Annotated in this window: 23 protein-coding genes; 2 read left to right on the top strand and 21 right to left on the bottom strand. The window is 39.5% G+C overall.

Annotated features, from left to right (window positions below):
- Window positions 1–5 precede the first annotated feature (5 nt).
- From B9A91_RS16105 to B9A91_RS16095, 3 genes are all read right to left on the bottom strand, one after another.
- A complete protein-coding gene (locus tag B9A91_RS16105; protein ID WP_159451723.1) occupies window positions 6–3,209 on the bottom strand; it encodes a SusC/RagA family TonB-linked outer membrane protein in 3,204 nt (1,067 codons plus the stop codon).
- Window positions 3,210–3,601: 392 nt separating this feature from the next.
- Window positions 3,602–4,744 (bottom strand): FecR family protein, encoded by a 1,143-nt coding sequence (locus tag B9A91_RS16100; RefSeq protein ID WP_084240032.1) that lies wholly within the window; start codon window positions 4,742–4,744, stop codon window positions 3,602–3,604.
- Window positions 4,745–4,810: 66 nt separating this feature from the next.
- Window positions 4,811–5,380 (bottom strand): RNA polymerase sigma-70 factor, encoded by a 570-nt coding sequence (locus tag B9A91_RS16095; RefSeq protein ID WP_084240031.1) that lies wholly within the window; start codon window positions 5,378–5,380, stop codon window positions 4,811–4,813.
- A 362-nt stretch (window positions 5,381–5,742) separates the two neighbouring features.
- Between B9A91_RS16095 and B9A91_RS16090 the strand changes: the two genes are divergently transcribed.
- Window positions 5,743–6,546: an RpnC/YadD family protein gene (locus B9A91_RS16090; RefSeq protein ID WP_084240030.1), complete on the top strand. Its 804-nt coding sequence runs from the start codon at window positions 5,743–5,745 to the stop codon at window positions 6,544–6,546.
- Window positions 6,547–7,820: 1,274 nt separating this feature from the next.
- Window positions 7,821–8,831 (top strand): PDDEXK nuclease domain-containing protein, encoded by a 1,011-nt coding sequence (locus B9A91_RS16080; protein ID WP_084240028.1) that lies wholly within the window; start codon window positions 7,821–7,823, stop codon window positions 8,829–8,831.
- Between the two features lie 410 nt (window positions 8,832–9,241).
- Here B9A91_RS16080 and B9A91_RS16075 read toward each other — a convergent pair whose 3' ends face one another.
- The 18 genes from B9A91_RS16075 to B9A91_RS15990 all read right to left on the bottom strand — a co-directional run bounded on the left by B9A91_RS16075 (window position 9,242) and on the right by B9A91_RS15990 (window position 26,147).
- A complete protein-coding gene (locus B9A91_RS16075; protein ID WP_159451722.1) occupies window positions 9,242–9,847 on the bottom strand; it encodes a Crp/Fnr family transcriptional regulator in 606 nt (201 codons plus the stop codon).
- A gap of 147 nt (window positions 9,848–9,994) precedes the next feature.
- Window positions 9,995–10,819 carry a hypothetical protein gene (locus B9A91_RS16070; protein ID WP_144008963.1) on the bottom strand — a complete coding sequence of 275 codons (825 nt, stop codon included), beginning with the start codon at window positions 10,817–10,819 and terminating at the stop codon, window positions 9,995–9,997.
- Window positions 10,820–10,896: 77 nt separating this feature from the next.
- Window positions 10,897–11,163, bottom strand: coding sequence for a DUF6520 family protein (locus B9A91_RS16065; protein ID WP_084240025.1), 267 nt, complete (start codon window positions 11,161–11,163; stop codon window positions 10,897–10,899).
- Window positions 11,164–11,387: 224 nt separating this feature from the next.
- Window positions 11,388–11,879, bottom strand: a complete 492-nt coding sequence (locus B9A91_RS16060; protein ID WP_084240024.1) for a MauE/DoxX family redox-associated membrane protein — start codon at window positions 11,877–11,879, stop codon at window positions 11,388–11,390.
- Window positions 11,863–12,150 (bottom strand): hypothetical protein, encoded by a 288-nt coding sequence (locus tag B9A91_RS16055; RefSeq protein WP_084240023.1) that lies wholly within the window; start codon window positions 12,148–12,150, stop codon window positions 11,863–11,865. Before B9A91_RS16055 ends, B9A91_RS16060 begins: the two co-directional genes overlap by 17 nt.
- A 17-nt stretch (window positions 12,151–12,167) precedes the next feature.
- Window positions 12,168–12,863, bottom strand: a complete 696-nt coding sequence (locus tag B9A91_RS16050) for a hypothetical protein (protein ID WP_084240022.1) — start codon at window positions 12,861–12,863, stop codon at window positions 12,168–12,170.
- 3 nt (window positions 12,864–12,866) lie between these two features.
- A complete protein-coding gene (locus tag B9A91_RS16045; protein ID WP_084240021.1) occupies window positions 12,867–14,138 on the bottom strand; it encodes an aminotransferase class I/II-fold pyridoxal phosphate-dependent enzyme in 1,272 nt (423 codons plus the stop codon).
- A 377-nt stretch (window positions 14,139–14,515) separates the two neighbouring features.
- Complete coding sequence (locus B9A91_RS16035) at window positions 14,516–14,788, bottom strand: hypothetical protein (protein WP_084240019.1); 273 nt, start codon at window positions 14,786–14,788, stop codon at window positions 14,516–14,518.
- The gene (locus B9A91_RS16030) at window positions 14,788–15,081 is read right to left on the bottom strand and encodes a hypothetical protein (RefSeq protein WP_084240018.1); all 294 of its coding nucleotides are present in this window, start codon (window positions 15,079–15,081) and stop codon (window positions 14,788–14,790) included. Before B9A91_RS16030 ends, B9A91_RS16035 begins: the two co-directional genes overlap by 1 nt.
- A gap of 144 nt (window positions 15,082–15,225) precedes the next feature.
- On the bottom strand, window positions 15,226–15,435 hold the full coding sequence (locus tag B9A91_RS16025) for a helix-turn-helix domain-containing protein (protein WP_084240017.1): 210 nt from the start codon (window positions 15,433–15,435) through the stop codon (window positions 15,226–15,228).
- 1 nt (window position 15,436) lies between these two features.
- Window positions 15,437–15,841 (bottom strand): hypothetical protein, encoded by a 405-nt coding sequence (locus B9A91_RS16020; RefSeq protein WP_084240016.1) that lies wholly within the window; start codon window positions 15,839–15,841, stop codon window positions 15,437–15,439.
- The gene (locus tag B9A91_RS24165) at window positions 15,842–16,012 is read right to left on the bottom strand and encodes a hypothetical protein (RefSeq protein ID WP_159451721.1); all 171 of its coding nucleotides are present in this window, start codon (window positions 16,010–16,012) and stop codon (window positions 15,842–15,844) included.
- Between the two features lie 202 nt (window positions 16,013–16,214).
- Window positions 16,215–16,595: a hypothetical protein gene (locus tag B9A91_RS16015; protein ID WP_144008961.1), complete on the bottom strand. Its 381-nt coding sequence runs from the start codon at window positions 16,593–16,595 to the stop codon at window positions 16,215–16,217.
- 55 nt (window positions 16,596–16,650) lie between these two features.
- Entirely contained in the window at window positions 16,651–17,073 is a 423-nt protein-coding gene (locus B9A91_RS16010) for a MauE/DoxX family redox-associated membrane protein (RefSeq protein WP_084240014.1), read from the bottom strand.
- Between the two features lie 10 nt (window positions 17,074–17,083).
- Window positions 17,084–19,618 carry a zinc-dependent metalloprotease gene (locus B9A91_RS16005; protein ID WP_084240013.1) on the bottom strand — a complete coding sequence of 845 codons (2,535 nt, stop codon included), beginning with the start codon at window positions 19,616–19,618 and terminating at the stop codon, window positions 17,084–17,086.
- Window positions 19,619–19,654: 36 nt separating this feature from the next.
- On the bottom strand, window positions 19,655–21,157 hold the full coding sequence (locus tag B9A91_RS16000) for a TlpA family protein disulfide reductase (protein ID WP_084240012.1): 1,503 nt from the start codon (window positions 21,155–21,157) through the stop codon (window positions 19,655–19,657).
- Between the two features lie 24 nt (window positions 21,158–21,181).
- Window positions 21,182–22,558: a RagB/SusD family nutrient uptake outer membrane protein gene (locus B9A91_RS15995; protein WP_084240011.1), complete on the bottom strand. Its 1,377-nt coding sequence runs from the start codon at window positions 22,556–22,558 to the stop codon at window positions 21,182–21,184.
- Between the two features lie 10 nt (window positions 22,559–22,568).
- The gene (locus B9A91_RS15990; protein ID WP_084240010.1) at window positions 22,569–26,147 is read right to left on the bottom strand and encodes a SusC/RagA family TonB-linked outer membrane protein; all 3,579 of its coding nucleotides are present in this window, start codon (window positions 26,145–26,147) and stop codon (window positions 22,569–22,571) included.
- Window positions 26,148–26,209 lie beyond the last annotated feature (62 nt).

Genomic DNA, 26,209 nt, shown 5'->3' with positions numbered 1-26,209 from the left:
TATCATTAAAAGGTTAATTGAAAGCCTGCGGTAATCACTTTAAGCGGAGGTAAAAACCCTGCAGTCAAAAATTCAGGATCTCCATCCTTGTAAGGGGTAAAAGTTAATAGATTTTGCCCCTGTAAAGAGATTGTAGACCTCGTTCCTTTTACAATTATGGGCAAATCATAGCTTAGCGATAAATTCTTCAGCCTGATATATGATGCATCAACAATAATGGCATCACTATTAGCATATAAACTACCTGCAGAGACAGCTTTACTGTTAACTCCAGTCGTTAAAATCTGATAGGGAGCTGATTCATTTCCTTTTTGCCAACTATTGATCATTCGTTTAGGACGATTAAGCATTGATCCGCCAGTAGTGAATTGATAACCTTGATTGTTTTGTTTCACAAATTGAAATAAAAAGTCAAACTTAAAACGTTTAAAACTGAACTGGTTTTGCAGCCCTCCAAAAAATTTAGGGCTGAGATCTACTACAGTCTGTCTATCGTTTGGACTGGAAATTACATTATCACCGTTTCTATCAACAAATTCATAAATTCCTGTTTGAGCATTAATCCCCTTATATTGATACACCAACCTTATATTTAAAGGTTCTCCAACCCTGTATTGTTGGCTATAGCTAGAACTCTCCAGCCCTGGGAATTCGACTAATTTATTTTTCGAGACACTGATATTTAAGTTTGTAGCCCATCTGAAATTTTTGGACTGGATATTTTGAGAACTAAAAGTCCATTCTAAGCCGGTATTCTGTACAGTTGCATCAAGATTAGAATTTAGTGTTGTAAAACCAGTAATGGCGGGAAATGGAATTCCGACCAATTGATTACTAGATCTATTTTGATACCAGGCAGTTGTTAGAAAAATTTTGTCGTCCAAAAAACCTAATTCTAATGCTGCCTCTAATTTCTTATTGGTTTCCCAGGCAAAATCGGGATTATAAAGTCGACTTGGATTAATCCCTATTTTACCATCATAATCCACTCCTGATACGGCATAAGTATCAAGGAACTGGTAATCTCCTATCTGATCACTACCAGTTACACCGTAACTACCTCTGATTTTACCAAAACTTAACCAAGAATGATCTTTAAGAAAGTTTTCTTTGGAGAATATCCAAGCAAGGCCTAAAGCTCCAAAATTTGCAAATTGCCTTCCAGGTCCAAAGCGGCTTGATCCATCACGCCTAGCAGTAAGATTTGCAATATAACGTTCTTTATAATTGTAGTTGATTCTACCAAAGAAACCTTGGAAATTATATTGCGCACTTTCGTCGTTTAGTATCCTGATTGTCTTGGCTGCTGCCAAATTATAAATTAAGCTATTAGAACTAAACCCCATTCCAGACTGATAGAGCTTACTGGTATGCTGGCTCTGGAAAGTCCCCCCAAACAATGCCTCTAATTTTCCCTTTGCTGTGGTTTTAGTCCAATTGATTTGTGGCTCTATGATCCAAGATGAACGCTCTGTATTATTGAAAACTATTAGCGAATTGGCCGTACTCGGATTAAAGGCGGGATTATTAATGGTGGACGGCGTAACTCTCGAATCACGGGTTCGCAAATCTGTTATGCCAAAAGTACTTTTAATATCAAGGCCAGGTAAGAGCTGATAGGAAAGTGTAGTATTAACAATCAGGGTTTTAGTCTTAGATTCAAATTTACCATTTAGGTTTCTCAAGGGATTTTGCCAAGTATTGTTTTCCCAATTTAAGTTACCTTGTGCATCGTAAAGTGCTGGGGCATTTGGAGCCAAACCGCGGGCCTCATTAATAAAATCAAGAGAAGGTTGATTATTTTTTTGCAGATTATAATTTAAAGAAAAGTCAGCCCTAAATTTTTGATCCTCTGAACGGTGATTAAAATTAGCTAATGCACCGCCTCTTTGAAAAAGAGAATTACCTTTTGCAACAGTGGACTCAGCATTATAATTTCCGCTAATTAAATATCGGCTATTTTGATTTCCTCCAGAAATGCTGCCAGTTATGAGATTATTTTTTGCTGTTCCACCTACGAGTTCCTCCAGCCAATCTGTATATCTGTTTTGATCCCAGACGCCGTTAATATCATAAGCGGTCGCGGGATAATTGCTAATACCATCATTGGTGTAGGCTTGCTTTCGCATGGCAAGATATTCCTCGGTATTCATCATTTCGATAAATCTAGTTGGTGTGGCAATTCCTGAGGAAACATTCAAATTGACTTTTGCCTTTCCAGCTACACCTTTTTTTGTTGTGATCAACACTACTCCATTTGCTCCTCTGGTACCATATATCGCCGTAGCATCAGCATCTTTTAAAACTTCAATGCTTTCCAGATTATCTGGAGAAATACTGTTTATGGGACTAGAGAGCACAGGAAATGTGCCTGAACCAGTTTGAAAAGCACCAATCGCATCAGCAGCATAAGGTACACCATCAACAATATATAATGGAATATTTCCATCCGTACGAATACTGTTTTGTCCACGAATTTTGATATCAAAACCGCCGCCTGGCGTTCCTGTTGTCTGCGTTACACTCACTCCAGCCATCCTACCTTGCATTGTGGCTAACACATTGCTCACGGGTTGTGTCTCGATATCCTTTGCAGTAATCCTAGCGATACTACCTGTAAGTTCACGCTCTTTCACTTTATAATACCCCGCATTCACAGTAACCTCATCTAACTTGCCGATTGCCAATTCCAATCGTATGCTACCTAAATCCTTACGCACTTTGACATCTCTAGCTTGAAAGCCTAAAAAAGAAATTTCTAGAACTGCATTCTCTTCAACATTCTTTAGGATAAAACTTCCTTGTTCGTTAGATATAGTTGTTATAGAAGTCCCTTTAATCCTTATAGTGGCTCCCGCAATTGGCTGTCCATTCTCATCTACAACTTTACCTGTAACATCAATATTTTGAAACCTTTCAATAATACGCTCAAGGAGTGATTGGTCCTTCACTTTAATTGTAATCACTTTTTTATTGAAAACATACTCCAGATCAGTGCCTTCAATCAGTTTGTTTAACACTAATTTGACGGGAACATTATTAAAAGAAACATCAATTCTTTTAAAGGTATTAAGTCTATCACTCTTTACCAGAACATCATAACCAGTCTGTTTACGGATTTCAAAAAGAATTTTAGAGATAGACACATTATCCTCCCTTAACGTTAAGTTCTGCCCGAAGGTAGCGGCACTAACCTGCATCAGCGCCATTAATATTATGACGCACGTGAGTTTCATAATCAATAGCAGTTTGGATATGTAGCCCTCGGGCATACACAAAAAATCAGTATAAATTTTATACATTTGAAATAAGTCTGTTAATGGTGTCGTGTCGCTTTTCGAAGAGACTGGCACTTCACCTGGTCAAAAAAATTGTTAAATCAATGTTTGAGATGCAGATTCAAAGGGCTTCGACTGGTATCGAAGTCCTTTTATTTTGTATCTCTTAAAATTACACCATCAGGGCCCGTTTCTCGTTTTTTGTTTTTTCATTACAGTTTGTTTAGTTTTTTCGATTTAGTTTATTGTTTTTTAAACGTTCTCAAGAGGGCTAAAGCCGTTGTTGATGAATTGTCGTTTAAAATACGGATGGTTAAGACCCGTTATTTTTTCTTGCTTATTGTCAGTATTCCATTACTTAATTTGAATTTTGCCAGGTCACTTTGCTCTAAAGCCTGAAGCACAGATGAAATATTGTTAAATTTGCTGACTGTTCCAGAGGCTTTCTCTTTCTTAAGGACCGCGTCTTCATATACTACCTTTACATTGTACCAGCGAGACACCCTATTCATGATACTTTCCAAAGTCTCATTATCGAACATGAAAAAGCCTTCCTTCCAATCGACAAAGAACTGCGCTTCCACATTATCCACTTTAATGTCCTTGCCCAAAACCGTAGATTGTTGATTAGGCTTCAAAATCTTTGAAACACTATTCGCATTCGTTACCTTAACCGATCCTTCTATCAGGGTAGTCTTAATGGCGTGTTCATCACTGTAACTATTGATATTGAACTGGGTACCCAACACTTCCACCTCCTGTGCACCTGTCTTCACAATAAATGGATGTTGCTTGTCCTTGCTTACATTAAAAAATCCCTCCCCCTCCAAAGAAACCATACGCTTGTCACTTTTTGTAAAGCTGGTCGGATACCTCAGCGTTGATTCTGAATTAAGGTATACAAGGGTGCCATCAGGCAAGCGCAGCTGTGTTTGTTCCCCCCGTGTAGTTGTAAGTGTATTATAGGCAAGTGTTCCATGCCCGGCACCGGTCACTTCATAGATAATCTGACCATCGGCAGTCTTGGAAATTTTCACCCCAGACTCCGAGGCTATATTTCCGGTCAGCGCGTCGTTAATCAATATCTTTTGCCCGTTGGCCAGCGTAAGCGTTGCCCCATTTTTGCCTGGCCCAATATCACTTACAAACTGGCCTGAGTTGTTTAATTCCGGTTTATTGCCAAAATACCATACCCCTGCCCCAAACACTACTGCAGCAATTGCAGCAGCTGCTACAATACGGGGCCATAGCTTAATTTGCTTTTTAGCATGCGTATGGTTCCGTATCGAAGATAAGATTCGGCTCCTGTGCTCTTCTTCAGAATACACAAAACCCTTGGGTATCTCAATTTCTTTATCCAGGTTTTGGCTATACCAATTGTTAAGTTCAATCTGCTCCTCAGGAGTGATTGTCCTATTCATTAGCTTGTTTGCCAAAAGTTCGGCACGGGTAATTTTGTCGGTCATTAACTAAAGTGTTTCCTATAGGTGCACTTTTAGTACCCTTTCCCTTAGTCCAATAGCAAATAAATTTTACAAGGTGATAAAAAAGCTCCTCAAGCCGGTTTTTAGAGATTTCAGGGCCTTTCCCAAATGAGCTTCAACAGTTTTCTCTGAAATATTCAGTTCTTCTGCAATCTGTTTTTGGGAATAACCTTTATCTCGGCTCAATTGATAAACAAGTTTACATTTTTCCGGTAATTCTGCAACAAGTTGCTCCAGTCTTTTCCTTATTTCCTGGAATTCCAGCCACTGCCGGGTAGAGTCATCAGAAATTTCCAGAACGGCGTTTGCCGCTTTTTCATCCTTAAAGTGTTTTTGCCTAAAGCTGCAATCCAGGCTTTTAAATACGTGATACTTAACCGAAACAGCCAGGTATGAAGCCAGCGAGGATTTAATTTCGATGACCGAACGCCTGTCCCAAATGGTAATGAAAATTTTCTGGACTATATCTTCAGCCTCGTTGAAATCAGGTACTTTATTTGCAGCCGCTGTAAAAAGTTTTTTCCAATAACGGTTATAGATTTCGGTAAAGGCAGCCTCGTCCTGCTGCTTTAGCAAGCCGATTAAGTCCAAGTCCGATAATTTAGCATATTTATCCATTACCTAGTCAAATTCGAGTTTTAAAGCGCGTTAACAGCAATTCCCTCTCCTAAATTTAAGAAAATCTAACCACAATATTAACTAATTCCCCTTAGAAACCGAATTATATTGTATGCCAGGAGCTACCTTAACCCATGGCAGGGTTTAATATTTTCATTAAGGATTGCGGATAGCGATCGATTTAAAAAGCACCATAAATTGCTCAACCAAATTTTCTTTGGAACAGCTAACTGCAATCACAGCCAAAACAAATTCCGTTTTCTTTTATCCCCCCATTTCCGGACAGTTTCCTGTTTTACACAGAGTTCTTCCAAATTAAAAAACACCACTGTAGGTTTGCTGCATCAAAACTAATCCAAAAGATGCCAGATATAAACAGCCGTAAACAAGGTAGCCGATACGACAAAATTTTGAGGGAAAATATGCCTTTGATTTTACCAGGTATTATGAAAAATGTGCTGAACCTTAACGTTAAGGACAGTTTGCCATTTAAGGATAAACTGCTAATCACCAGGCAAAAAGAAGTAGATTCATTAAACCTGGTAACAGATGCACATGGTAAATCCTTTCTGGTACAAATTGAGTTTGAATCGGCTGTTAAGAAAAAAATGAATTTTAGAATGGCTGAATATCGGGCAATGCTGCATCAAATTTATCCATATCCAGTAAAGCAATATGTAATATATATGGGAAGAGGCAAATCCAGCGTTCCTAATAAAATCAACCTGCCAAATTTTAAATATGAATACAGTTTAATCAACTTTAAAGAACTGCCTTGCGAATTGTTTTTGTCTTCAAACGAACCCGAAGAGCAGATACTTGCCGTTTTGGCGAACAAAGGCAGCAAAACCTCAGCAGAAATTGTTAAAGCAATATTACAAAAAATAACTGCTGCCAGCCCCAACGATACAACCGACAATAAATACTATCAACAATTGCGTGTAATTATGCAATTGCGTAAATTTGACAACGAAACCCAAGAAGCTATGCTAGACGTAAACTCATTTTGGAAATTAGAACGCGACCCTTTGTATAAAAGAGGAAGGCAAGAAGGCGAATCAAAAAGCCGTTATGAAATGGCCCGTGGAATGAAAAAGGAAGGTGTACATATTGATGTAATTGTCAAGGTTTCTAAGCTCTCAAAAAAAGAAATAGAAGCCCTTTAACCACCCTACCCAGCAGCTAAGCACAATACCCTGCCACTTCCGATATATAAGTTACGATTTTTTATTGAGATTAACCCTGAAAGGCTTAGTGACTAACCCAATTCGCTAAGCAACATTCTGTATAAAATCTCAACAAATTGAAATATTATTAATTAATTTGAGAATAAAATTTTCTATAAAGTTAATTTTAATTTGTAATTGTAAATTATGATCTTATATTTGCCTTCCGAAGTGATCTAGGCACATTAATGAAAGAAACAAGGAACTTCCGGTTCCTTTACCCAAACCGCAGGCCTGGTAAACAATGAGTTTGATGAAACTGCCATTTCCTATTTAAAAGAAAACGATACGCTAGCTGTAAAACTGTATCAGGTAGTGTGCAAAGCCAGGTAACAGCTTCACAAAATGTTCTGTGCACTTTTTGAACTCCTATAGGATGTCAGTATGCTCATTGCCGGGAGGTTAGCAACATCTGCGGCAAAAGCCAAATCAATTAACGTCCCGCATAAATAGAAGATCCCTTAGCTATAGCTAAATTTGAGTCATTAGCCTGTTCAACATCATTTAAAAATGTAATGTGAAACTTCTTAGATATGGGGTCACTAACATAATCTATTCGTGGGTCATTTAACGGGATGTTAAATAATCTTTCACCTATCATTATTACAATCTTTGTCTTTAGCATTAAATTAAAGGTAGAAGTCGGAGCTGTACGTGTTTGATTGATCAAAGTACAGGACAAGCTCCATTGGTTATTGTTGTTGATCAAATGGCCATCACTAAATGCATCCCAAATACCTATAAAATAATCTTGAGCTTTGGCTCGTATAGATATTTTACCTCCAAAAACAACAGGGGTATCAATTGTAATGATCCATGCAATATTTATCTGTTCTCATAACGTTAATTTATTCTCAAATAAAACTCTTGATTATTCCCTGAATTCAATATACAATAAAAATGTAAAACAACAATTGTAAAACATTAATTTTCAAGTTAAAATGCACTTTCTGTTGAGGTACATCAGATTGAATGAATGAACTCTCTTTACAAGGCCAGCAATTTTCTTTGTTTTACCCAGGCACAAACACCCCCATCAAATCTTTTCGAACTCATCCAAAAATTTGTAAAAACTCTCAAAATTCTACATAAACAAACACTAAATTAATTATATAGAAATATTTGGTTGTTGTAGTTATTTTAACCAACTTTGTTTGTAGTGATAACAATGAAAAACGGGTACTTGTAAAGGAAGCACAGCGTAAATTAAAAACATGGATATAAATAGTTCAAATAAAACTTACTCAGGTCTTGTGTCTCAGATTTCTGAGACCTACAAGTCTGGACAGAAGAAAGCGCTTCAGGTAGTAAACACTACTTTAGTAGAAACCTATTGGAAAATTGGACAGCACATTGTAGAGTTCGAGTTAAAAGGAGCAGATAGGGCTACCTACGGAAACAAATTGATTGAAACACTTGCTAAAGATCTTTTTCTTGAACATGGTAAGGGGTTTAGTCGTTCCAATTTAAACTATATGAGGCTAATATATACCTATTATCCAATTTACCAGACAGTGTCTGGCAAATTGGGCTGGTCGCATTATGTTGAGTTACTGAGCATTGACAATCCCGTAGAACGCCTCTTTTACGAAAAGAAATGCATCCAGGAAAACTGGAGCATTCGTGAACTAAAACGCCAAAAGAGTGCCTCTTTATACCTTCGCCTGGCTATGTCAAAGGATAAAGAAGCGATGTTAAAATCAATAGAACAAGAAAAAAGGGCCTTTCGTCCTGAAGACATAGTAAGAGATTCCTATGTGCTGGATTTTTTAAAAATTCCGGAACCCAATCAGTATACAGAAACAGAATTAGAACAACGCATTATTGATAATCTGCAGCAATTTCTTTTGGAGTTGGGCAAAGGGTTCGCATTTGTAGGACGGCAATACCGCATAAGCATAGGCAACAGACATTTTTATGTTGACCTGGTATTTTATCATAGAATACTTAAATGCTTTGTGCTGATAGATTTAAAAAAGGAACAGGCCGGGCATCAGGATATTGGCCAGATGAATATGTACCTGGGGTATTTTGAACTTGAAGAAAATACCGAAGGCGACAACCCTCCTATCGGAATTGTACTGGCAAAGGATAAAGATGATCTGTTGATCAAATACGCTACCCACAATATATCATCACAGCTTTTTGTAAGCAAATATCAATTATACTTACCAGATGAAGGGGAACTACGTTCCGTTGTTGAAGCACAATTAAATTTAATATGAACTATGAGCATCTAAAAAATGATTTTATCTTTTACGGCGGAACTAAAAATGCCAATGATGAAATCACTATGGAGCTGTACGCTTGCAACAAAACATACGACTCTGTGTTTGTAATGAAAAATAATCCCTAATTTTTTAATATGAGAACCAAGAAAATACAATCTGGTAAACTGATTAAAATCTCGGAAACGGCCTTATTATCTTTAATAGCAAATCGTTTACATGACCGCATGCTATTTCCGGAAAAAGTAGAAGAGGCCAAGCGATATATTAGATCGATCAAAGTAAGTACAATTTAGGTGTAAACCAACGTAGGTAACCACGGCACCAATCGATAAAATCAAATCTGCCACCGGCGTTTCAGCCTAACGATAGAAACCGGGCAGCCATCCAACTGCCCGGTATTAAACCTAAAGCCTTACTTCACCCCCATCAAAAAGGTAATTCCGCTTACTGTAAAACAGTGTGGTTTTACGTATGCCCAAAAAAGCGCAAAGGTCCTTTTCTCCTAACCTGTTCTTCAACACCGAAAACAGTTTGCGATAGCAGGCATACCTATCTCCTTCTTTTTTCATCAGCAACTGCAGCTGCAGGTTGCGGCTTTCCATTTGTGCGGCCCTTATCTTATCAATAGCGGCCATCATTTCAGGGTGCAATACACAAATTGAATCCAGCTGCGTTTTGCCCATGCTCAAAAACTCGCAGTCTTCCATGGCTACTATATGTACCAGGGTATTGCGCTGTATGGCAAAAAAATGTTCCCAAAGGGCCACCAGGTTGTCTTCCGGCCATAACTGAAATATCTGCTCTTCATTGTTTTCATCCAGCCAAAAGGCTTTACACATCCCCTTGGCCAGGTAGTGCATTTCCTCTACCTCCATTTTGGGCAGCAAAAGGCTGCTTCCTTTTTTAAGGCTGTGGTGCCTTAATACGCTGTTATTTTCAAGCACCATCTCCAACGTTTTGTTTATGGGGCAATAGCCACGTATATAGGTGCTAAACTTATACTTTATCATATAGCAATCAGAAATTTCTTATAGTAACCGTATGGCACGCAGCCTACCTTGTGCCACCAGTACTTCATTAAATTTAGGCGAATACTCATTCATGTATTCCATTAAAAAGGCCGCAGTGGCAATGGTAAAATTAATCCGGAAGCGGCTTCATTTCAGTTTTAGCCTGTAAGTAACCAGATACCTGTCGTACAGGGTAATCAGCAAATTGCCCCTAACGGCAAAGTCTGTCAACTGCATCTTCGGATGCCTGGGCACGTAAAGGCTATAGCTATACTGGCCAGTATCCAACCTGTATACATCAAATACCTCGTGCCGGTTAAAATCATCCTGGCTTTCGTTATCAGCAGCCAGTGCAGCATGGTTGTAAAAATAACCTCCATCTACATAGCCCTTTTTATTAACCACTAAAGCCGGTTTGGCCATGGTAAGTATGGTCTTGTTACTCCCAGCTTTATAGGCGCCCAGCTCTATTTTAGCAACACTATTGGTGTCAATCAACCTGCGGGTACTTAATACGTTAAAGCCGGTATCCAGGTATACAAAAGCATTACGGTAATAATAGGTGTAAACCATACGGCCGGTGCTTTCATCCAGGTTCACAAAACCGTCAGTCTTAAAAACATCTTCGCCCGGGTTCAGCTTTCGTATAATCTGCGCTTTCAGGGCATCCAGCCTAAGCCTGCTTCCATCCCTAAAGCTTAGCCTGCCATACAGGGTATCCTGCAAACTGTAGCTGCAGCTAAACAGCGCCAGCAAAGCTTTGTAATTGCTTAAATAAATACGGTTTTCGCCTTGCCAGGTGATGTACCAGCCGCCAAAGTTCAGTTCCAATGCGTCCAGCTTTTGCACAGCATACCTATGCCCGCGCTTAAAGCCGTTCTTTTGCGGCTTTGGTTGTATATAGTACAGTGTAATCACAGCTGCAATGCTGAGGGTTATCACCAGAGATAGGGTAATGTAAAGATTCTTCATAGCGTTCTTATATAGTGTGTTGAGCGTTTGGCTTTGTAAAATCAGGGGGCAGGCCTGAGCTGCCCCCTGAAAAATGATTACTGTGGCCTTTTGCCCAGCACATTAGCTACTTCGTGGCCACTTAAGCAGCTTGGCGAATCGTAAACGGTTATGCCGTCATACTCCACTGAACACGCAGTGCCATTGAACTCCGTATCACAAGTTACCGGCGTATTGCACTCGTCTTCCAGGTAATACGTGTAAGTTGTAGCTGTTTTTTTAGCCTCTACTGTTTGATTTTGGAATGCAAAGGCTCCCCCCGCCACGGTTAATAAAGCCATAGCAGCAAAAATTGATTTTTTCATGTTATAAAATTTAAAGATTATTGCCTACTCTCTTTTATACCGGGTTTTCAGCATCGCCCGGATTCATGCGCATTGAATATTGTTATACCACTGCCGGTGTTGGTTAAGAGCAAAATTGCCTTCTTCGAGCAGGCATAGGATTAACTCGTAGTTTTTATTGTTTTTGGTCTCGTTGCTCTCGTAAACTCGGGTCATTTGCTTTTTTCCGACAGGGAAAAAGTAATTTATTCCAGCCTGTGAGGAGAATGGCTGTTTTGCCTCTTACAAACCAACACAATCCCTACCGCTGCCATAACCAAAAACACTGTATTAAACACAAAGTGCCAAAACCATCCAAGTGCCTCAATTGCAGCGCCACACCCACATAATTCCTTTTCCATTACAAACAGCACTATAAAAATATAAGTGGTAAACATCGTCATCAGGCTTAAAGAACCATACAAACCAGCCAGCCTAAAACGGGAAAACATCAGCATCATGCCCAATAAAATCTCAACAACCGGCACCGCCCAGGCCAAAAAACCTGCATAAGGCGTCAACATCCCGCTTTGCCCCATAGTAACCACAAACTTGTCGTACTCAAAAAGCTTCGCAAAAGCCGCATAGGCAAACAACACAAAATAAGCCCAGCAAATTATTTCAAGGGTTATCTTGTAGATGCCCTTAGATCCCTCAGGGGCTAGGGATGACAAAACCTGTTTATTCAAAACCTTCATATAATGTTTCTAAAATTTCAATTAAAGCAGCCAGTACCATCAGCTCTTCTATATACCTATGGTTCTTATAACTGCCCAGCAAGCCAGCTTCCAATTCCTTGCAGCGCAAAATCAAAGCCTTGCACCATCCTTTATAACACCTGCCTGCACCCGCGCGCTTAATTTTTCTGGCCATAGCTTGCAGTTCATCCGTATTTACCGGCGTACAGATATCATAAGCACCCTGGTAAATCAGCTCTATTATGGCCTCGTAGTAGCGTAATTCAAACATGTTTCTTGTATAATTTTTTAAGCCGCACTTGCAAACCCTTCATTACCTGGCTGCTGTCTTTTTTCCCAGCGCTTGCGCTTTTTACCACCATCCTGCCAAACAAGTTCAATTAGGTAGGCAATGGTGTCTTTCACTTCCAGGTAATCGGCTTGCTTATTGATGTCTATTCCGCAAACCGTACTCTTGTTGTACTTTGCATGCAGCACCAGGTAATAAATACCACCAAGCAGCAAAGCCATTACCGCCCTAAAACTTACACCGCTACCCTTAAAATGTCCGTCTGCTATGGCCAGCAGTTCGGCACCCTGCCGTTCCCTTGCTTCCGATATTTCGCGCAGCACCTCACTTTCTACACTAATTTGCCCTAAAATGGCGTGCTGCATATCCTCGCTCATAAAAAACGAGTCGAAAAAGGCTTGCATCATTTGTATAAACATCATCATCTTTTTCCAGGCCTTGGCATAAGCGGGCAGTTTAAACTTTTCAAAAAACGGGGGCCAGCAGTCGCTTTCCTTAATGGTTTCTTTTACCACACCGGCAAGGCCGCCAATGGCCAGCCGGGTTATGGTGCTCAGGCTTACCCCAAGCAGGTCGGCAAGTACCGTGGCCGTAAGTTTTTTATACCCATGTGCTGCTACATATTCCCTTAAGGCGCGCTTTGCGCGTACGGCAGTCAGTTCCCGTTCAGTGTACAGTTTCTTTTTTCTTCCCATGTATTATTTTTTTACAATAGATTTTACTTTTTTGATTACCGCTGCCCAGGCATTCAATATCCTGTCCAGGTGTTCGCGGGTATGGCTGGCGGTAATGGCCATACGTATGCGCGCATAATTCATGCTTACGGCCGGGTAACCAATCTGGTTGGCATATATGCCCTCTAGCAGTAATAACCTGCATACTTCGGCATTAAGGCCGGCATCTTTGGTTATCACCGGTATAATGGCACTGGTAGTGTTGCCGGTATCCAGCCCCATGCCCTTTAGCCCGCTGTTCAGGTAATTCAGGTTTTCCCATAGCCTGTGCATGTGCTGGGGCTCGCGGTCTACCAGGGCTATGCTTTCCAAAACGCAGGCAATGGTGGGCGGCAGTGCTACCGAAAAGGTATGGTGGGCAGCATGAAACTGCAGGTACTCCACAATTTCTGGTTTGGCTACTACAAAGCCGCCCTGGTGGCCAAAGGTTTTGCTAAAGGTGCCGGTAATAAGGTCTACATCGTCCCAGGCATCATAATGCTCTATCACCCCCCGGCCTGTTTTGCCAATTACGCCTACGCCATGCGCATCATCAACCACTAAAAAAGCACCATACTTTTTACATAGCCATATAATATCCCGCAAGGGGGCAATATCACCCGGCTGGCTGTACACCCCATCAACTACCACGGCCACACTGCGGTACTTTCCGGCAATCAGTTTAAGCATGTTTTCCAGGTGTTCCATATCATTGTGGTTAAAGGTTTTTACCTGCGTGGTATACTTAATGCCCTCTCTCATGCTGGCGTGTATGCTGTCATCGGCCAGTACAAAATCTTCTTTTTTAAACAGGGCCTGCATGGCCGATACATTGGCCGCATAACCGCTGGGAAACAGGATGGCGCTTTGCTGCCGGTAAAAAGCGGCTATCTTTTGTTCTACCGCCTGGTGATAATCCATCTGCCCGCCAATGGCCGGGCTGGCCGTAGCACCCGCGCCGTATCGATCTATTGCAGTAATGGCGGCTGCTTTTACGTCGGGGTGCTGGCTCAGGCCCAGGTAGTCATTGCTCACTACACTTATCAATGTTTTGTTCGGGTTGCCTGGTAGCAGCAGCTCCACTTCGGGCAAGGCACCGCTAAGGCATACCTGCCTGTAGTTAAAATGCCCCTGGCTGGCCCAGGCTTTTTTATATTTGCCATAATAAGCTGCTTTTTCATACATATTCATCCCCTTGGGGTTTTCCGAATTTTTAGAGCTGTGTTTCAGGAAGTCTTCGTTGTTATCTTCGTTCATGTTATATTTTGGTTTTGTTGGTGATGCCAAGGTATGGCGGGTATTGTATTTTTCGGCTTGCGTTTATGCACCCTTATGGAATTTAATTAGTTGTATATCAACAGAATTGATGATGAAATCCGAACCAAAAGGACATAGGGGCCCCATCAAATTACAGCCATTATTTATCTGCGCTGGCGCGCAATCAGGGGCCATAAAATTGTAGGGGCTAGAGGCGTAAAAAAGAGAGGGAAGCGTTATGTCATTGTGTTATTTAGATTTTTTTAAGGGTTTATATTCGGTTTATTGGTTATTGTATGAATATTGGTTTTCGTTTTTTCGCAAAAAATGGAAAAGCCTGAGTTCAATTCTTCCTGTTTTGCCCAAAGCCGGGAATTTTATGGTTCAACTGGCATGGCCTTTAAAGCCGGCTGTTTTGGTAGCTGCAGTTTGCATATAAATTGCAGGCTGCGCTGCAGCAAACCACAGCATTGCAATTTGCAGTAATACCTGTTGGCATTGTAACCTGGCATATTTGGCAGGTGTATATAGCAGAGTGTTTTGATCCAGGCCTCATGACGCAAAAGACCATTCTTTACCCTATCCCCATCATAAGGCCTGCCCTGTTCTAATATCTGCAATACGGCTTCATGATACCTCAGTACAGTCATTATTCTTTAAACAGGTTATAACTAGCCTTGCCGCTCATCAATAATCTCATCAGCATATCCAGTTCTATTTCCAGCAGGTCTTCCAAAAGCTGTATCTCCATTTCGGCTATAAAGGCATCCAGGCTAAACTCTGCCTTAAGCTGCAGCGTATAAGGGTAATCCCCCACATTGCGAAATAAGACAGAAAGCACCACCAGCTCATCATTGTGCAGGTCTATTTCAATCCCATCAGCTGTTACCAGGTGATTGGCGTTAGCCCAGAAATGGGCCAGTATCATATTCTTGTCTATCATAGTTTGTGTTGATTATCTATTTATATTTCTGTATTAATTTGAAAAATTTTGATGGCCTGAGGCTTTAAAAAAACGGAGGAACTACACCAGGGTCCCTCCGTTAACTTCACTTATTAGAATCACTTTGAGCGCGCCAATATCTTGTCAGTCTTCGCCTGTGGCAATCACCTCATTATATGTCATCCCATAAAACTTACCCAGCCTGGTAATCTGGTTGTCATTAGGGTAAATAAAATCATCTTCGTGCTTCCTATACGTTTCAACATTCATTTTCAGGTAAGCAGCAAGCTCTGCTTCTGTTTTACCTGCTTGTTTCCTTAAAATTTCAAACTTCTGGCCTATAGTAGTTCTCATATCATTTCGAATTTATTTCCATCAACAAATCCCCGTAAAATGTATACAGCTCCATCATCCCCATTTCTACAAACACCATCTTATCAGCTTGCAAAGGCGTAAGCTGTACACCGTAAGGTCGGGTCAATATCCCAAACAGCAGCAGCTTGCCCTCCATCAGGTATTCCGCAGCAATTTCAGGGTACAGCAAAACATGGATCTGCGCATTCTGTTTCATGGCGCTAACCATTTCACAGAACAGGTACCCGGTCAATTCAGAATATAGCCCTACTTCAATACTGGCCACAATCTCGCGGAACACTTTGCAATCCTGTCCCAATTGCGCTATTACTTCTGCAACACTTGTCAGGTTATCGGAACTGCTCTTCGGTAGTTCGGGCATTTCAGGTTTTGATTTTTGTTTCATTTAAGATTGCGTTTTGATGGCGTTATTCCTGTTCTCTTTTATCACCTTATTGATGGCCTCTACTATTGCTTTTAGCTTTTTTGCCGGCATATGCCCGTAAATGCTCAGTACAGTTTGTTTATCCGGAAAGCCAACCTGCGCAAACAGGGGTTCTTTGGGTTTGTGTTTCATATTTGAGTTATGTTAATTTTCATTTCAGTTTTAAAGAAGCCGAAGCAGCACGCTCTTAAACTGCCTCGGACTTCTTTGATTTAACCAAACGATCTGAGAGCGGTATTGTCATTTTGTTGATGCGGGAGGCTGTAACTAACCCTGCCTCCCGATCAACAGATTTGGATGATGGAGCACTAATTAATAGGGTACTTGTTATTCCTTACAATGATTTAGTATATACCCAAATTGTGTTTCCATTAGAATCCGTAATCGGCGAACCATTCATTGGAAAAGAAGCATTCATAATATAATAATCATAAAGAATCCATCTTGCATCCGCAGGTGTAAGGTTCATATTTTCAAAACATATCGCACATAGCTTAGATCCACCAAAACAATAAGGGAATGGATTTCCAATTAAAGAATTCCAATTATTTTGCTCTAAAATATCAGTAGGAAATACTGGATTTTGAGGTCCGTTATACTTTATACATTCTTGAAAAACAGCATGCTTGCGGTAACTATCACTAGACAAAGCAAACACAGTAAGTGTACCTACTAGTAGGAGCACAAAAACCATTAAAAATTTAACTCTTTTCATAATTTAATCTTTTTATTTTCTTTTTCCGGTATTCAACACAGGTTACCGGTTCAACCTATCCACGCGCATGAATATCATTAGGCAAAAGCGCTATACCCGTTCCTGCCAATAATGTAAAACCAATTGTAAACCATAAATGCCCATTCCAAGACAAGCCAGGCACTACACCCGTACAAAAACAAGGTACATGATCAGCATAATGCAACATTACATACAGATATGTATCTAATGCGACAAGCAAGAAAAAAGTAGCATACAATCCCGTTAGCCTTAGCCTGCGGAACAGCAAACAGCCCGCTAACGCCAGTTGCATAACTATCAAGCCCCAAAACAACAGCTGATGATAATCTTTAACAAACGGAAAGAAATCAAAACCGGTTTTTGAATGCACATAACCCCAAAGTTTGAGGCCCGCCGTATAAACAAAGGTTAAAGCCAAAAGCAGGGATATGATAAAAGTTATCTTGGGTCTATTCATTTCGGTTTAATTATACTTTTAAAGCCCTTTGTATTTGGTCAAGGCAATCCAGCAAATGACACCTACTCATTTTGTCTTTAACTAAAGGAACACCAGTTTTAATTTCCTGTTGTAGTTGTCGCAATTGTATTTTAGCTAAACCCACTGCATCTTTGGGGAACCCTACTGCCATAAATCCTGAAGGAAGCGCAAGAGCAGGGCCAACTATCCTTCCCAAACCGGCCATCGTAATCAAATTGCTGATATGATTTTTCTGTAAATTGCGCCTATATACATTGACTGCAGTGCCAGATTTCAATTCCTTCCAAACAGCATGTTTAATGTCAGCCAGCAATTCAGCGGCCGTATAGGCAGATGCACCATCTTTGGCTTGAGCATTACACAGGTTCAAAAACACTACTGGCGAAAATAGCCTGCTCAAGGCAGATCCCTGAATCTTTTCCATAAGTCCAATAGGTTCAATTCCCGTTTTATTCAGTACATCTTTATCCATTAGCCAAACTGGTGTTGTAAACACATACCTATCCAGGTAGGTCATTGCACTTTTCTGCTTGGCTTTAGGTACGTTTACCACTACAACTCCTTTTTCCTCTACACTTTTTGGCGTAGTCATTATCCCGCCAATGTTTTTCAGCACATGGCCGGTATAACGGTTGAACTGACCGGCTACTTCGTCGAACATCATTTTCAGATTTGTATACCCTTCATTCTTTTCTCGAGTCCATTCCATCAGATGAGGAACAATTCTTTGCAGGTTTCTAACGCCATAAGCACCAGCCTTCATGGCATCATCACCAAGATCTTCATTTTGGCTCCTTGGATCGTTTTGATCTGTTTCTGTACCAAACCACAACCGCTTATTAGCAGAAGTTCTGGCAATAATCCAGTGGTTCAGTTTGCTTTCCTCTTCTTCTCTTGGCAATGCCGGCCACCATCGGTAACCCCACTCAATAGCCCATTTGTCGTAATCGCCAATCCTCGGAAAGATACCTTTTTCGGAAATCCCGTCTTCCGGCTGGGCAACATAGTTAAACCGCGCATAATCCATAATGCTTGGGGTATGCCCGTTGGCTTCTAACCATGCTTTGTCCCGCAGTTTCTCAACCGGAACTGTTGATGAAGACCCGAAATTGTGGCGCAGCCCCAAAGTATGCCCAACCTCATGACTGGAAACAAAGCGGATAAGTTGCCCCATCAATTCATCATCAAACTTCATTTTACGGGCTTTCGGGTCTACGGCACTAGCCTGCACAAAATACCAGTTGCGCAACAACTGCATTACATTATGGTACCAGTTTACGTGGGTTTCCAGTATTTCACCGGTGCGCGGGTCATGTACATGGGGGCCGCTGGCGTTTGCAATGGCCGATGGCTTGTAAACAATTACATTGTGCCTGGCACTTTCTACACTCCAGGTGCTATCCTGGGCATTTGTTGGCGCAGGTTTAGCTATGACGGCATTTTTAAAACCTGCAGCATCAAAAGCAACATTCCAATCGTTTACGCCTTGTATCAGGTAAGGCACCCATTTTTTAGGGGTACTTGGGTCGATATAAAATACAATCGGTTGCTTAGGCTCTACCAGTTCGCCTCTCAAATACCTAGCTTCGTCTTCCTTTTTTGGCTCCAGCCTCCAGCGCGTTATCAGCGCGTTAAATCCAACACCTTGAGGGTTACGATCAAAATCTACATATCCCGTTGCAAAATAACCAACCCTGTCATCATATGCTCTTGATGCCATCAAACGTTTGGGCAACCAGATAATAGAACTGTTCAATTCATAGGTAGCGTTTCCCCCCGCTGAAGGTGGAAGACCGGACATTGCTGCTCCACCGGTCCTGCCGTAAGTTTTAACAGTTCTGATTTCTACGTTTTCCGGATAAGCTTTTACAGCTTCAATATAACTTTTATCGGCTTGCAAGCCACCCAGCTTCAAGGCACTTTTAGCTCCGGAATTAAAAAACAGGATTTCATTATCTGCGTTCAGGTAATCCGTCACATCTATTACAACCGCAGCTGAATCTTTGCTTACGGCTTTGATATCAAAGGCAGCAACAATAGGTTGCAAACTTGAATTACGAACAGAACGGTACATGCCATTGTCACTGCTATCTGCAGAGCGTTCCGTATAAGACATGTTTTTAATGAACAGTCTGTAATGAGGCCCTTTAGCAAAACGTACTACATTTTCATTGATCTGATCACCACTATAGCCGCTCATAGCCTGGCTTGCACCGGTAGCTCCCTTCGCTATCCGGTTCACAATCAACAGGTCTGTTTCTAACAACGAGTCTGGTACTTCAAAGAAATACCTGTCTTCCACCTGGTGTACTTTAAACAAACCTGAGCTGGTAGCAGCCTTTTTTGTGATTACCTGGTCATAAGGTTTCAGTTTAGAAAACACTGCTTTCTTAGCCGTGTCAACTACATTTTTTGTAATCGGGCTGGCTAAAATCGCGTTTTTTTTTTGTTGCTTTTTAAAAACGCTGCAGGAAAACAGGGCAAGGGCTGCGCCATACAAAATGATAAATTTTGAATATTTCATTGGTGTTGTTATGTATTTTATAGATTTAGAAGCGATTCATTTGGCTTTGGTGTCACTAATCAGCAATAGATCTACTTCGGTGTTTCTTTTTATAATATCAAGTCCAAAAGGTTTTAAAGCTTGTTTAATGTTGACAATAGTAGCTTTGACAGGTAATTCAATATTAATTTTGGCTTTACCATCGATACCTGTTTCATTGATCAGTGGTGTCCTATCATTAAGTAAATGGATTTGCAAAACACCCCCGAGTGCCCCCTCAAAACTAATTCCTCTGTGCTGAACCCATTTTTGACCATTTTTTATAATCTCCTTTGAATACGGTTTAGTTTTCGAAAAGAGTCTTCTGCTTTTATTCCCTGAAGTTTTTACAATTACAAATGCAGGAACTATCCTTTTTTCCACTCTACCATATGTTCCATATAACTTTCCAAAATAGGCATTTAAATCCTCAGCCATCATATGTTGACTTTGTTCAATAGAAATGCTTTCAGGAACTATTTGCTCATAACAAAACATGCTTTTTGTGAATGTTGTGTCCACTGGGAATTGGCTATATCGATACGAATATCTTAAAGAATCCTTTACTTCGTCAAGTAAAGAAGAATCATACGGGTTAATAAAAATTTTCCTATTTAATGGATTTTGATACATTGATTCAAATGCATACCTATATAACTCCTCAATAGTCCAGTTTACAAATGTACTGCGTCTAGCATTATTCGTAGAGTCTATCTTATTCACTACAGAACTTCCAAGAGTACTACCTTTGGGGGCGTACTCATTATTAAAGAAAGTAAAAAATGAATTGTATGAAGTAGCTTTCGGTTTTATTCCAAGTAATTTTGCATACGATATTTCTTTATTAAAACTAGGTTTAGTGCATTCATCTTGCCAGGAAGAAATTTTCCTGCCCTTAACAAGGGCATCTATTTTTTTCTCATAGGTATTAAAATTTGAGCCTAACACTACAACTTCTCCTTTTTGATCAATCCAAACATGATAAGGCACCCATCTCATTGGGAAATACGGAAAAAGATATGTTGCCCCGAAGACTAATGGTAAATCAGGCATTTTCGTAATATTTTTACCGATTCGCGCTTTAACTTGTTCTTCTGTCTCGAAAGGGTTTACAAGAACAATTTGTATCTTATCACCAAACCTTTCTTGCAAGTGCTTCATCTTTGGAAATGATTCAATGCAACTACTGCAGAAGGTACTCCAGAAGTCTAAAATCAAAATTTTATTTCTGAAGTCTGAAAATCTTAATTTCCTAACGACTCCTTTTATACTCATTTTCAGCTCCAAATCCGGCACTGCATTACCAACTTTTAGAATCTTGCCCATCCAATCCTTTCCAAACAGTGAATCCGCATTTACATTGCGTGCATATTCCTTTCTCCAATCATTGACATAGAACAACGAATCGTAAATAGACTTAGGAGTTGGATTTAAGGATACATGAATTGCTCGATTCGACTCCTGTGCAAATAATAGTGTAGAGCTTAGGAAGTATAAACCCACTAGCAACAATAATTTCATAATTATTTTTTTATAATGATATAATTAGTACGGATTTTGTGTGATTCCAGAAATAGCAATTTCTTCTCGAGGAATAGGTACTACCCACCGAGCATCATTCGGAGGAAGGGTATAGATTTGGTCATTTAATTTTCTTTTTAAGGTAATATTGGCTCCTTCTAAATTAAATCGACGCAGATCAGTCCATCGTTGTCCTCTAAAAATTAATTCCTTCCTTCTTTCAGTTAGAATGGTATTTAATGCTTCAGTCGGAGTGCCAGCAGAAAAATCAATAAAGGCATTTCTTTTGTAACGCTTTTTTAATAGTGCATTTAAAGTTTTCATGGCTTCTATTGTGTTTCCTTTTCTAGCAAGGCATTCTGCTTTAATAAGATATAATTCACCTGTAGTTAACCCATTAAAGACACTAGAAATGGTAGAGGCTGTACGTACATAATAACTTCCTCTGAATCTATAAGTTCCAGCATTTGCTCCAGTATTTTGTATAAAAAAAACATTCTTCCTTATATCATCAGCGCCATAAGAACGATATAAGTTTGTGTCAATCTTTGCTGTATTTAAACTCGTAAGAATAGATGAGTTTAAGCTACTAAAAAAAATAATTTCTTCATTGTTAACGGACAACGGTAAAATTAATGAACTCCCAACGGGCAGATCATTGAAGTCTATTAGTTTATTATTTAATTCCAAAGCTAAATCAGCAAATTTCTGCGCATTCTCATATTCTCTCATACTTAAATGGACTCTTGCTAGCATAGCATAAGCAGCAACCTTACTAGGCCTAGTTCTATATTCGCTATATTCTGGCAGTAATTGTAGTGATCTATTTAAATCTGTTACAATTTTATGGTAGGTTTCAGCTAATGTGGATCGTATGGATTTTGCCTCTAAATCTACTGTTTCGCGTAATACAATGCCTAAATCTGCTCCAGCAGTTTCAGAATACGGTTTACAATAAACCTGGGCTAATTGATAAAATCCAAATGAGCGCAAAAATAAAGCAGAACCTTCAATTTGTTGACTCAATGAGATATCATTTTTTTTATCAATTTTTTGTAACTGATCTAAAATCACATTGCTACAAGAAATAGCATTTAGATAAGGTTGCTGCCAGTTAAGGAGATCAGATGTCTCCCCCGTCCAAACATAATGATTTCTTTGAACCAATTCGGCACTTTGCCAATTTGAGTAAGTTACATAATAATCGTCTGCCAGTACCTCTATCAAAGAATTACCGTAGCCGAAATTCATGTCAGCAGTATTGTCTATCAATGCTAGCAGTTCAGTGAGTTTAGTAGGAACATACAACGCTTGATTTGGCTTTTCATCTAGAAATTTTTTGCATGCTCCTAATGCCAGTACAAGAACAAGGGCTGCAATTTTAATACGTATTGATTTCATAACTTAAATTCTAAAAATTAGCTGATAATCCAAATGTTAGTGATTTCACAGGAGGAGTTAATAAATTGTTATTACTGCCCGCATAATCAGGATCTAAATTTGATTTATTTTTCCGCCAAACTATTACATTCAGATTGTTAGCATACATAAAGGCGCTCAAATTTTTAAAAACAGAATTATGTTTTAAAAGCGCATCAAAATTATATTGCACACGAATGTCCTGCAGCCTAATATGATCACCTCTCAGCACATTTACCTCTGATTTACTGTAAAACTCATCCCTGCCAGGGTCATTTGATGGATAAGTAAGGGAAGGTACACTAGTATATTTTTCATCTCCTGGCTTCTGCCATCGTTTATAATAATCAGAATGAAGAAAACTTTTAGAGGCTAAATCTAAATAATCAATAGTAGGTTTCCTAAAGTAAAACCCGAACTTATATCCTATATTAAAAGAGATTGAAAGTTTTCTCCATGAAAAATTATTGGTAACAAAACCTGAGTACAAAGGAATACTAGATCCATGAAAAACCTGATTATCTACTGAATCAGACATAATTCCCCAATAATCTTTACTTATTTCGCCATTCAAAACACCTCTAGGATCACCCGTTTCTGGGTCAAGTCCTGCCCACTTGTAACTACCTAGCCCAAAAGCAATTTTTCCGATTGATGGATTGATACCAGAGGAAACAAACTGTATTGCACCATAATTATTAAAGAGATACATTTTCTCTACTTTCATTTTTGCATGACTAAGCCCCACTTGGATTGACCAATGAATATCATTTTGTAAAACTTTCGCATTCAAATTCAAATCTAAACCACCTCCCTTTAGACTTGCTACGTTCATATTATTAAACGTAGCTCCCACTGACGGAGCCAAACCAATTGCAGTAATTAGATCTACCGAAGACTTCCTATAGTACTCTACATTACCGCTGATTCGGTTTTTAAACAATGAGAAATCTACGCCTGAATTAAATATTTTTACTTCCTCCCACCTTAAATTAGGGTTTGGAAGATTACCTCTAATTGCAGACTTTAATCCCGTTAAAAAATTCGGATTCGGCAAAATGGTTATAGTCAAGATACCGGGTATTGTGTTATTAACATTCCCTGAATAACCAAAGCTACTTCTTAACTTTAGTTGATCAATCCAAGATAGGTCAAAGAATTTCTCTTTATCAATCTGCCAAGCGACTCCTACTGACCACAAAGGTTTCCACTTATTGTTAGTACTTACACCAAAAAGATTAGATCCATCTCTTCGTGCACTGCCATAAATTGAATACTTGTTTCGAAACATGTAAGAAACATTTCCCGTTAGAGAAACAAAACGAGATATATTTTCAGCTACTAATTTATTTTCTGTTGGAATTTGATCGGTAGAACCAGTATTGAGAGGATAAACCAAATATCGATTTACATAATCCATGTAAAGACTATAACCCGCAAAATCTGGTTGATACCCATAGTACCGAGAACTATTAGAGCTCCCTCTAGCATCGGATAAATCTCCCGAAATCATTGCAGAAAACTGATGATTATTCCAGTTTTTATTAACAGAAATTCCACCTCGGAAATTATAGGAATTAGACTTAGAGCTATTTTTATCGAGAATTCCCCCAAGAGGTATCGGATATCTTCGCTGTAAATCAGTGAAAGTTAGATTCGTAAACCGGTTGATCAAATTCCGCGTTTCAAAACTTTCAATGCTTTTAAAAACACTGGCGTCAGTATTTTGAAAATTATATTGACCTAGAAATTCAAGAGTTAACCAAGAGACTGCAGCATACGATATTCCCGCATTTAGAATATTGTTTCTCGTAATATTGGATTGGTCAGCAAATTTAAGTTCATCCAATGGTCGAAAATGCCAATCAAGCAACTTACCCTTTCCAACAGTATCTACATAACTTATTCTGTATCTATTTACCACCGGAAGAGCATTTCCATTTTCATCAGCAAGTTGTAGGTATGGGTACATGGAAAAGGCTGGAAGAGCAGCTGTTCGCTGGGTGCCCTGACTTAAATTGATGCCTGTTGAAATATTTACCCTTTTTCCAACCTTAAAAGAAGCAGTTGAATTGATAGTATATTGATCGTTATTTTCACTGTTCTTGATATCAGGTTTTGTATTGTTATAGCCTAAGGAAATGGAGTAATTAATATTATTATTACCACCACCAATGTTTACCGAATGTTGTTGGCTTACTCCATTTTGGTAAACATATCTATTGAGTTGGTCTCGTGTGTCTACATTTCTAAGGTTATTAATTTTGATATTACCTTCACTTTCCGTCAAACTGCCATTCCTTACTTGATTTAGAACATCAACAACAGGAGATACCGGGCCCATTGATGGGTCAGCCAGTATAAAGTCATAGGCTCCTTCTGAAAACAACTCGCGCTCAAAATCTATAAAATCGGAGCTACTTACCTGCGAATTATAGTATAGATCAGGCTTATCTTGAATAGTCAAATTTGAATTCCAGGAAACATGTAAAGGCTGATTAAACTTACCTTTTTTAGTAGTGATCACAATTACACCATTCCCAGCCCTAGAACCCCATATAGAGGTGGCCGCTGCATCTTTCAACACAGTTATATCTTGTATATCATTTGGATTAAGAGTACTTAAGTCGAACGTATAAGGAAAATTATCAACAATAATCAAAGGGTTTTGATTACTTTCCAATGTACTTATCCCTCTGATTTGAATTGGACTAAAATTAGCTACTTGGTCGGGATTATTACCGAATACTTTCTTATTAAACAATACCCCTGTAACAGTTCCATCCAGCCTTTCCAAAATGCCCATGCCAGCCCTTCTATGAAAAGCCGCACTATCCAACTGACTATAGGAGCCAACAAATCTTTCCCTACTAATCTTCTGATATCCCGTATTAATTCCGACTTCTTCCAGTTGCACCAACCTCGCCTTTAAATTCAGGTCAATATTCTTATCATCCTTAACTGTATATTCAAAAGGCTCAATCGCAACCCCAGTAAACACCAGCACATCCCCTTTCTTCACGCCTTTCAGCAAAAACTCCCCTTTTTCATTAGTCCTTGTACCAGCCTTCGCACCCTTCACCATCACCGTAATCCCTTCCAGCGGCTCACCCCTTTCATTGCGCACCACACCACGTATATCAGCAAGGTTGCGGTCATCGTCAGCAAACAGATCCTTCGCTGCGCTCTGGATGACAGAAAGAAAGGAAGGCGTTTTAGGTTTAATGCTAATGTTCTTTTCATCTATAGCATATTCAAAGGCGCTTTTTTCAGCCAACACGTCTAATGCTTCTTTTAATTCTGTATCCTTAAAACTAACATCTATTTTTTTGCGCTTATCTATCTGTTGGTTAGCAAAAAAAATGCTATAGCCTGTTTGGGTTTCAATAGCCTGGAACACTTCGGCCAAAGTAGAGCCCCGCTTACTGTAAGTAAATTTCTGACCAAAGGATGCAGCACTTAGCTGCATTAAGGTTGCTAGTAATATAACGGTGGTTAGTCGCATAATCAGCAATAATTTATGGATAAAGCCACCTGGCCTATCCCATTTCTTCGTATAAATTTTATACATTAGTACTTCAGTTTGGTTATGCAATAGCCTTCGGGGTCCAATCTTAGGGCAATTGCAGTCAG

The organism is Pedobacter africanus, assembly GCF_900176535.1.
Classification (GTDB): Bacteria; Bacteroidota; Bacteroidia; order Sphingobacteriales; family Sphingobacteriaceae; genus Pedobacter; species Pedobacter africanus.
The sequence above is the reverse complement of the archived record's forward strand: the minus strand, read 5'-3'. Positions and strand labels throughout refer to the sequence as shown.

What these genes read in the sequence shown, in the direction of transcription:
- B9A91_RS16105 (WP_159451723.1), bottom strand. Translation starts at nt 3,209, where the DNA reads ATGGCGCTGATGCAGGTTAGTGCCGCTACCTTCGGGCAGAACTTAACG.
- B9A91_RS16100 (WP_084240032.1), bottom strand. Translation starts at nt 4,744, where the DNA reads ATGACCGACAAAATTACCCGTGCCGAACTTTTGGCAAACAAGCTAATG.
- B9A91_RS16095 (WP_084240031.1), bottom strand. Translation starts at nt 5,380, where the DNA reads ATGGATAAATATGCTAAATTATCGGACTTGGACTTAATCGGCTTGCTA.
- B9A91_RS16090 (WP_084240030.1), top strand. Translation starts at nt 5,743, where the DNA reads ATGCCAGATATAAACAGCCGTAAACAAGGTAGCCGATACGACAAAATT.
- B9A91_RS16080 (WP_084240028.1), top strand. Translation starts at nt 7,821, where the DNA reads ATGGATATAAATAGTTCAAATAAAACTTACTCAGGTCTTGTGTCTCAG.
- B9A91_RS16075 (WP_159451722.1), bottom strand. Translation starts at nt 9,847, where the DNA reads ATGATAAAGTATAAGTTTAGCACCTATATACGTGGCTATTGCCCCATA.
- B9A91_RS16070 (WP_144008963.1), bottom strand. Translation starts at nt 10,819, where the DNA reads ATGAAGAATCTTTACATTACCCTATCTCTGGTGATAACCCTCAGCATT.
- B9A91_RS16065 (WP_084240025.1), bottom strand. Translation starts at nt 11,163, where the DNA reads ATGAAAAAATCAATTTTTGCTGCTATGGCTTTATTAACCGTGGCGGGG.
- B9A91_RS16060 (WP_084240024.1), bottom strand. Translation starts at nt 11,879, where the DNA reads ATGAAGGTTTTGAATAAACAGGTTTTGTCATCCCTAGCCCCTGAGGGA.
- B9A91_RS16055 (WP_084240023.1), bottom strand. Translation starts at nt 12,150, where the DNA reads ATGTTTGAATTACGCTACTACGAGGCCATAATAGAGCTGATTTACCAG.
- B9A91_RS16050 (WP_084240022.1), bottom strand. Translation starts at nt 12,863, where the DNA reads ATGGGAAGAAAAAAGAAACTGTACACTGAACGGGAACTGACTGCCGTA.
- B9A91_RS16045 (WP_084240021.1), bottom strand. Translation starts at nt 14,138, where the DNA reads ATGAACGAAGATAACAACGAAGACTTCCTGAAACACAGCTCTAAAAAT.
- B9A91_RS16035 (WP_084240019.1), bottom strand. Translation starts at nt 14,788, where the DNA reads ATGACTGTACTGAGGTATCATGAAGCCGTATTGCAGATATTAGAACAG.
- B9A91_RS16030 (WP_084240018.1), bottom strand. Translation starts at nt 15,081, where the DNA reads ATGATAGACAAGAATATGATACTGGCCCATTTCTGGGCTAACGCCAAT.
- B9A91_RS16025 (WP_084240017.1), bottom strand. Translation starts at nt 15,435, where the DNA reads ATGAGAACTACTATAGGCCAGAAGTTTGAAATTTTAAGGAAACAAGCA.
- B9A91_RS16020 (WP_084240016.1), bottom strand. Translation starts at nt 15,841, where the DNA reads ATGAAACAAAAATCAAAACCTGAAATGCCCGAACTACCGAAGAGCAGT.
- B9A91_RS24165 (WP_159451721.1), bottom strand. Translation starts at nt 16,012, where the DNA reads ATGAAACACAAACCCAAAGAACCCCTGTTTGCGCAGGTTGGCTTTCCG.
- B9A91_RS16015 (WP_144008961.1), bottom strand. Translation starts at nt 16,595, where the DNA reads ATGAAAAGAGTTAAATTTTTAATGGTTTTTGTGCTCCTACTAGTAGGT.
- B9A91_RS16010 (WP_084240014.1), bottom strand. Translation starts at nt 17,073, where the DNA reads ATGAATAGACCCAAGATAACTTTTATCATATCCCTGCTTTTGGCTTTA.
- B9A91_RS16005 (WP_084240013.1), bottom strand. Translation starts at nt 19,618, where the DNA reads ATGAAATATTCAAAATTTATCATTTTGTATGGCGCAGCCCTTGCCCTG.
- B9A91_RS16000 (WP_084240012.1), bottom strand. Translation starts at nt 21,157, where the DNA reads ATGAAATTATTGTTGCTAGTGGGTTTATACTTCCTAAGCTCTACACTA.
- B9A91_RS15995 (WP_084240011.1), bottom strand. Translation starts at nt 22,558, where the DNA reads ATGAAATCAATACGTATTAAAATTGCAGCCCTTGTTCTTGTACTGGCA.
- B9A91_RS15990 (WP_084240010.1), bottom strand. Translation starts at nt 26,147, where the DNA reads ATGTATAAAATTTATACGAAGAAATGGGATAGGCCAGGTGGCTTTATC.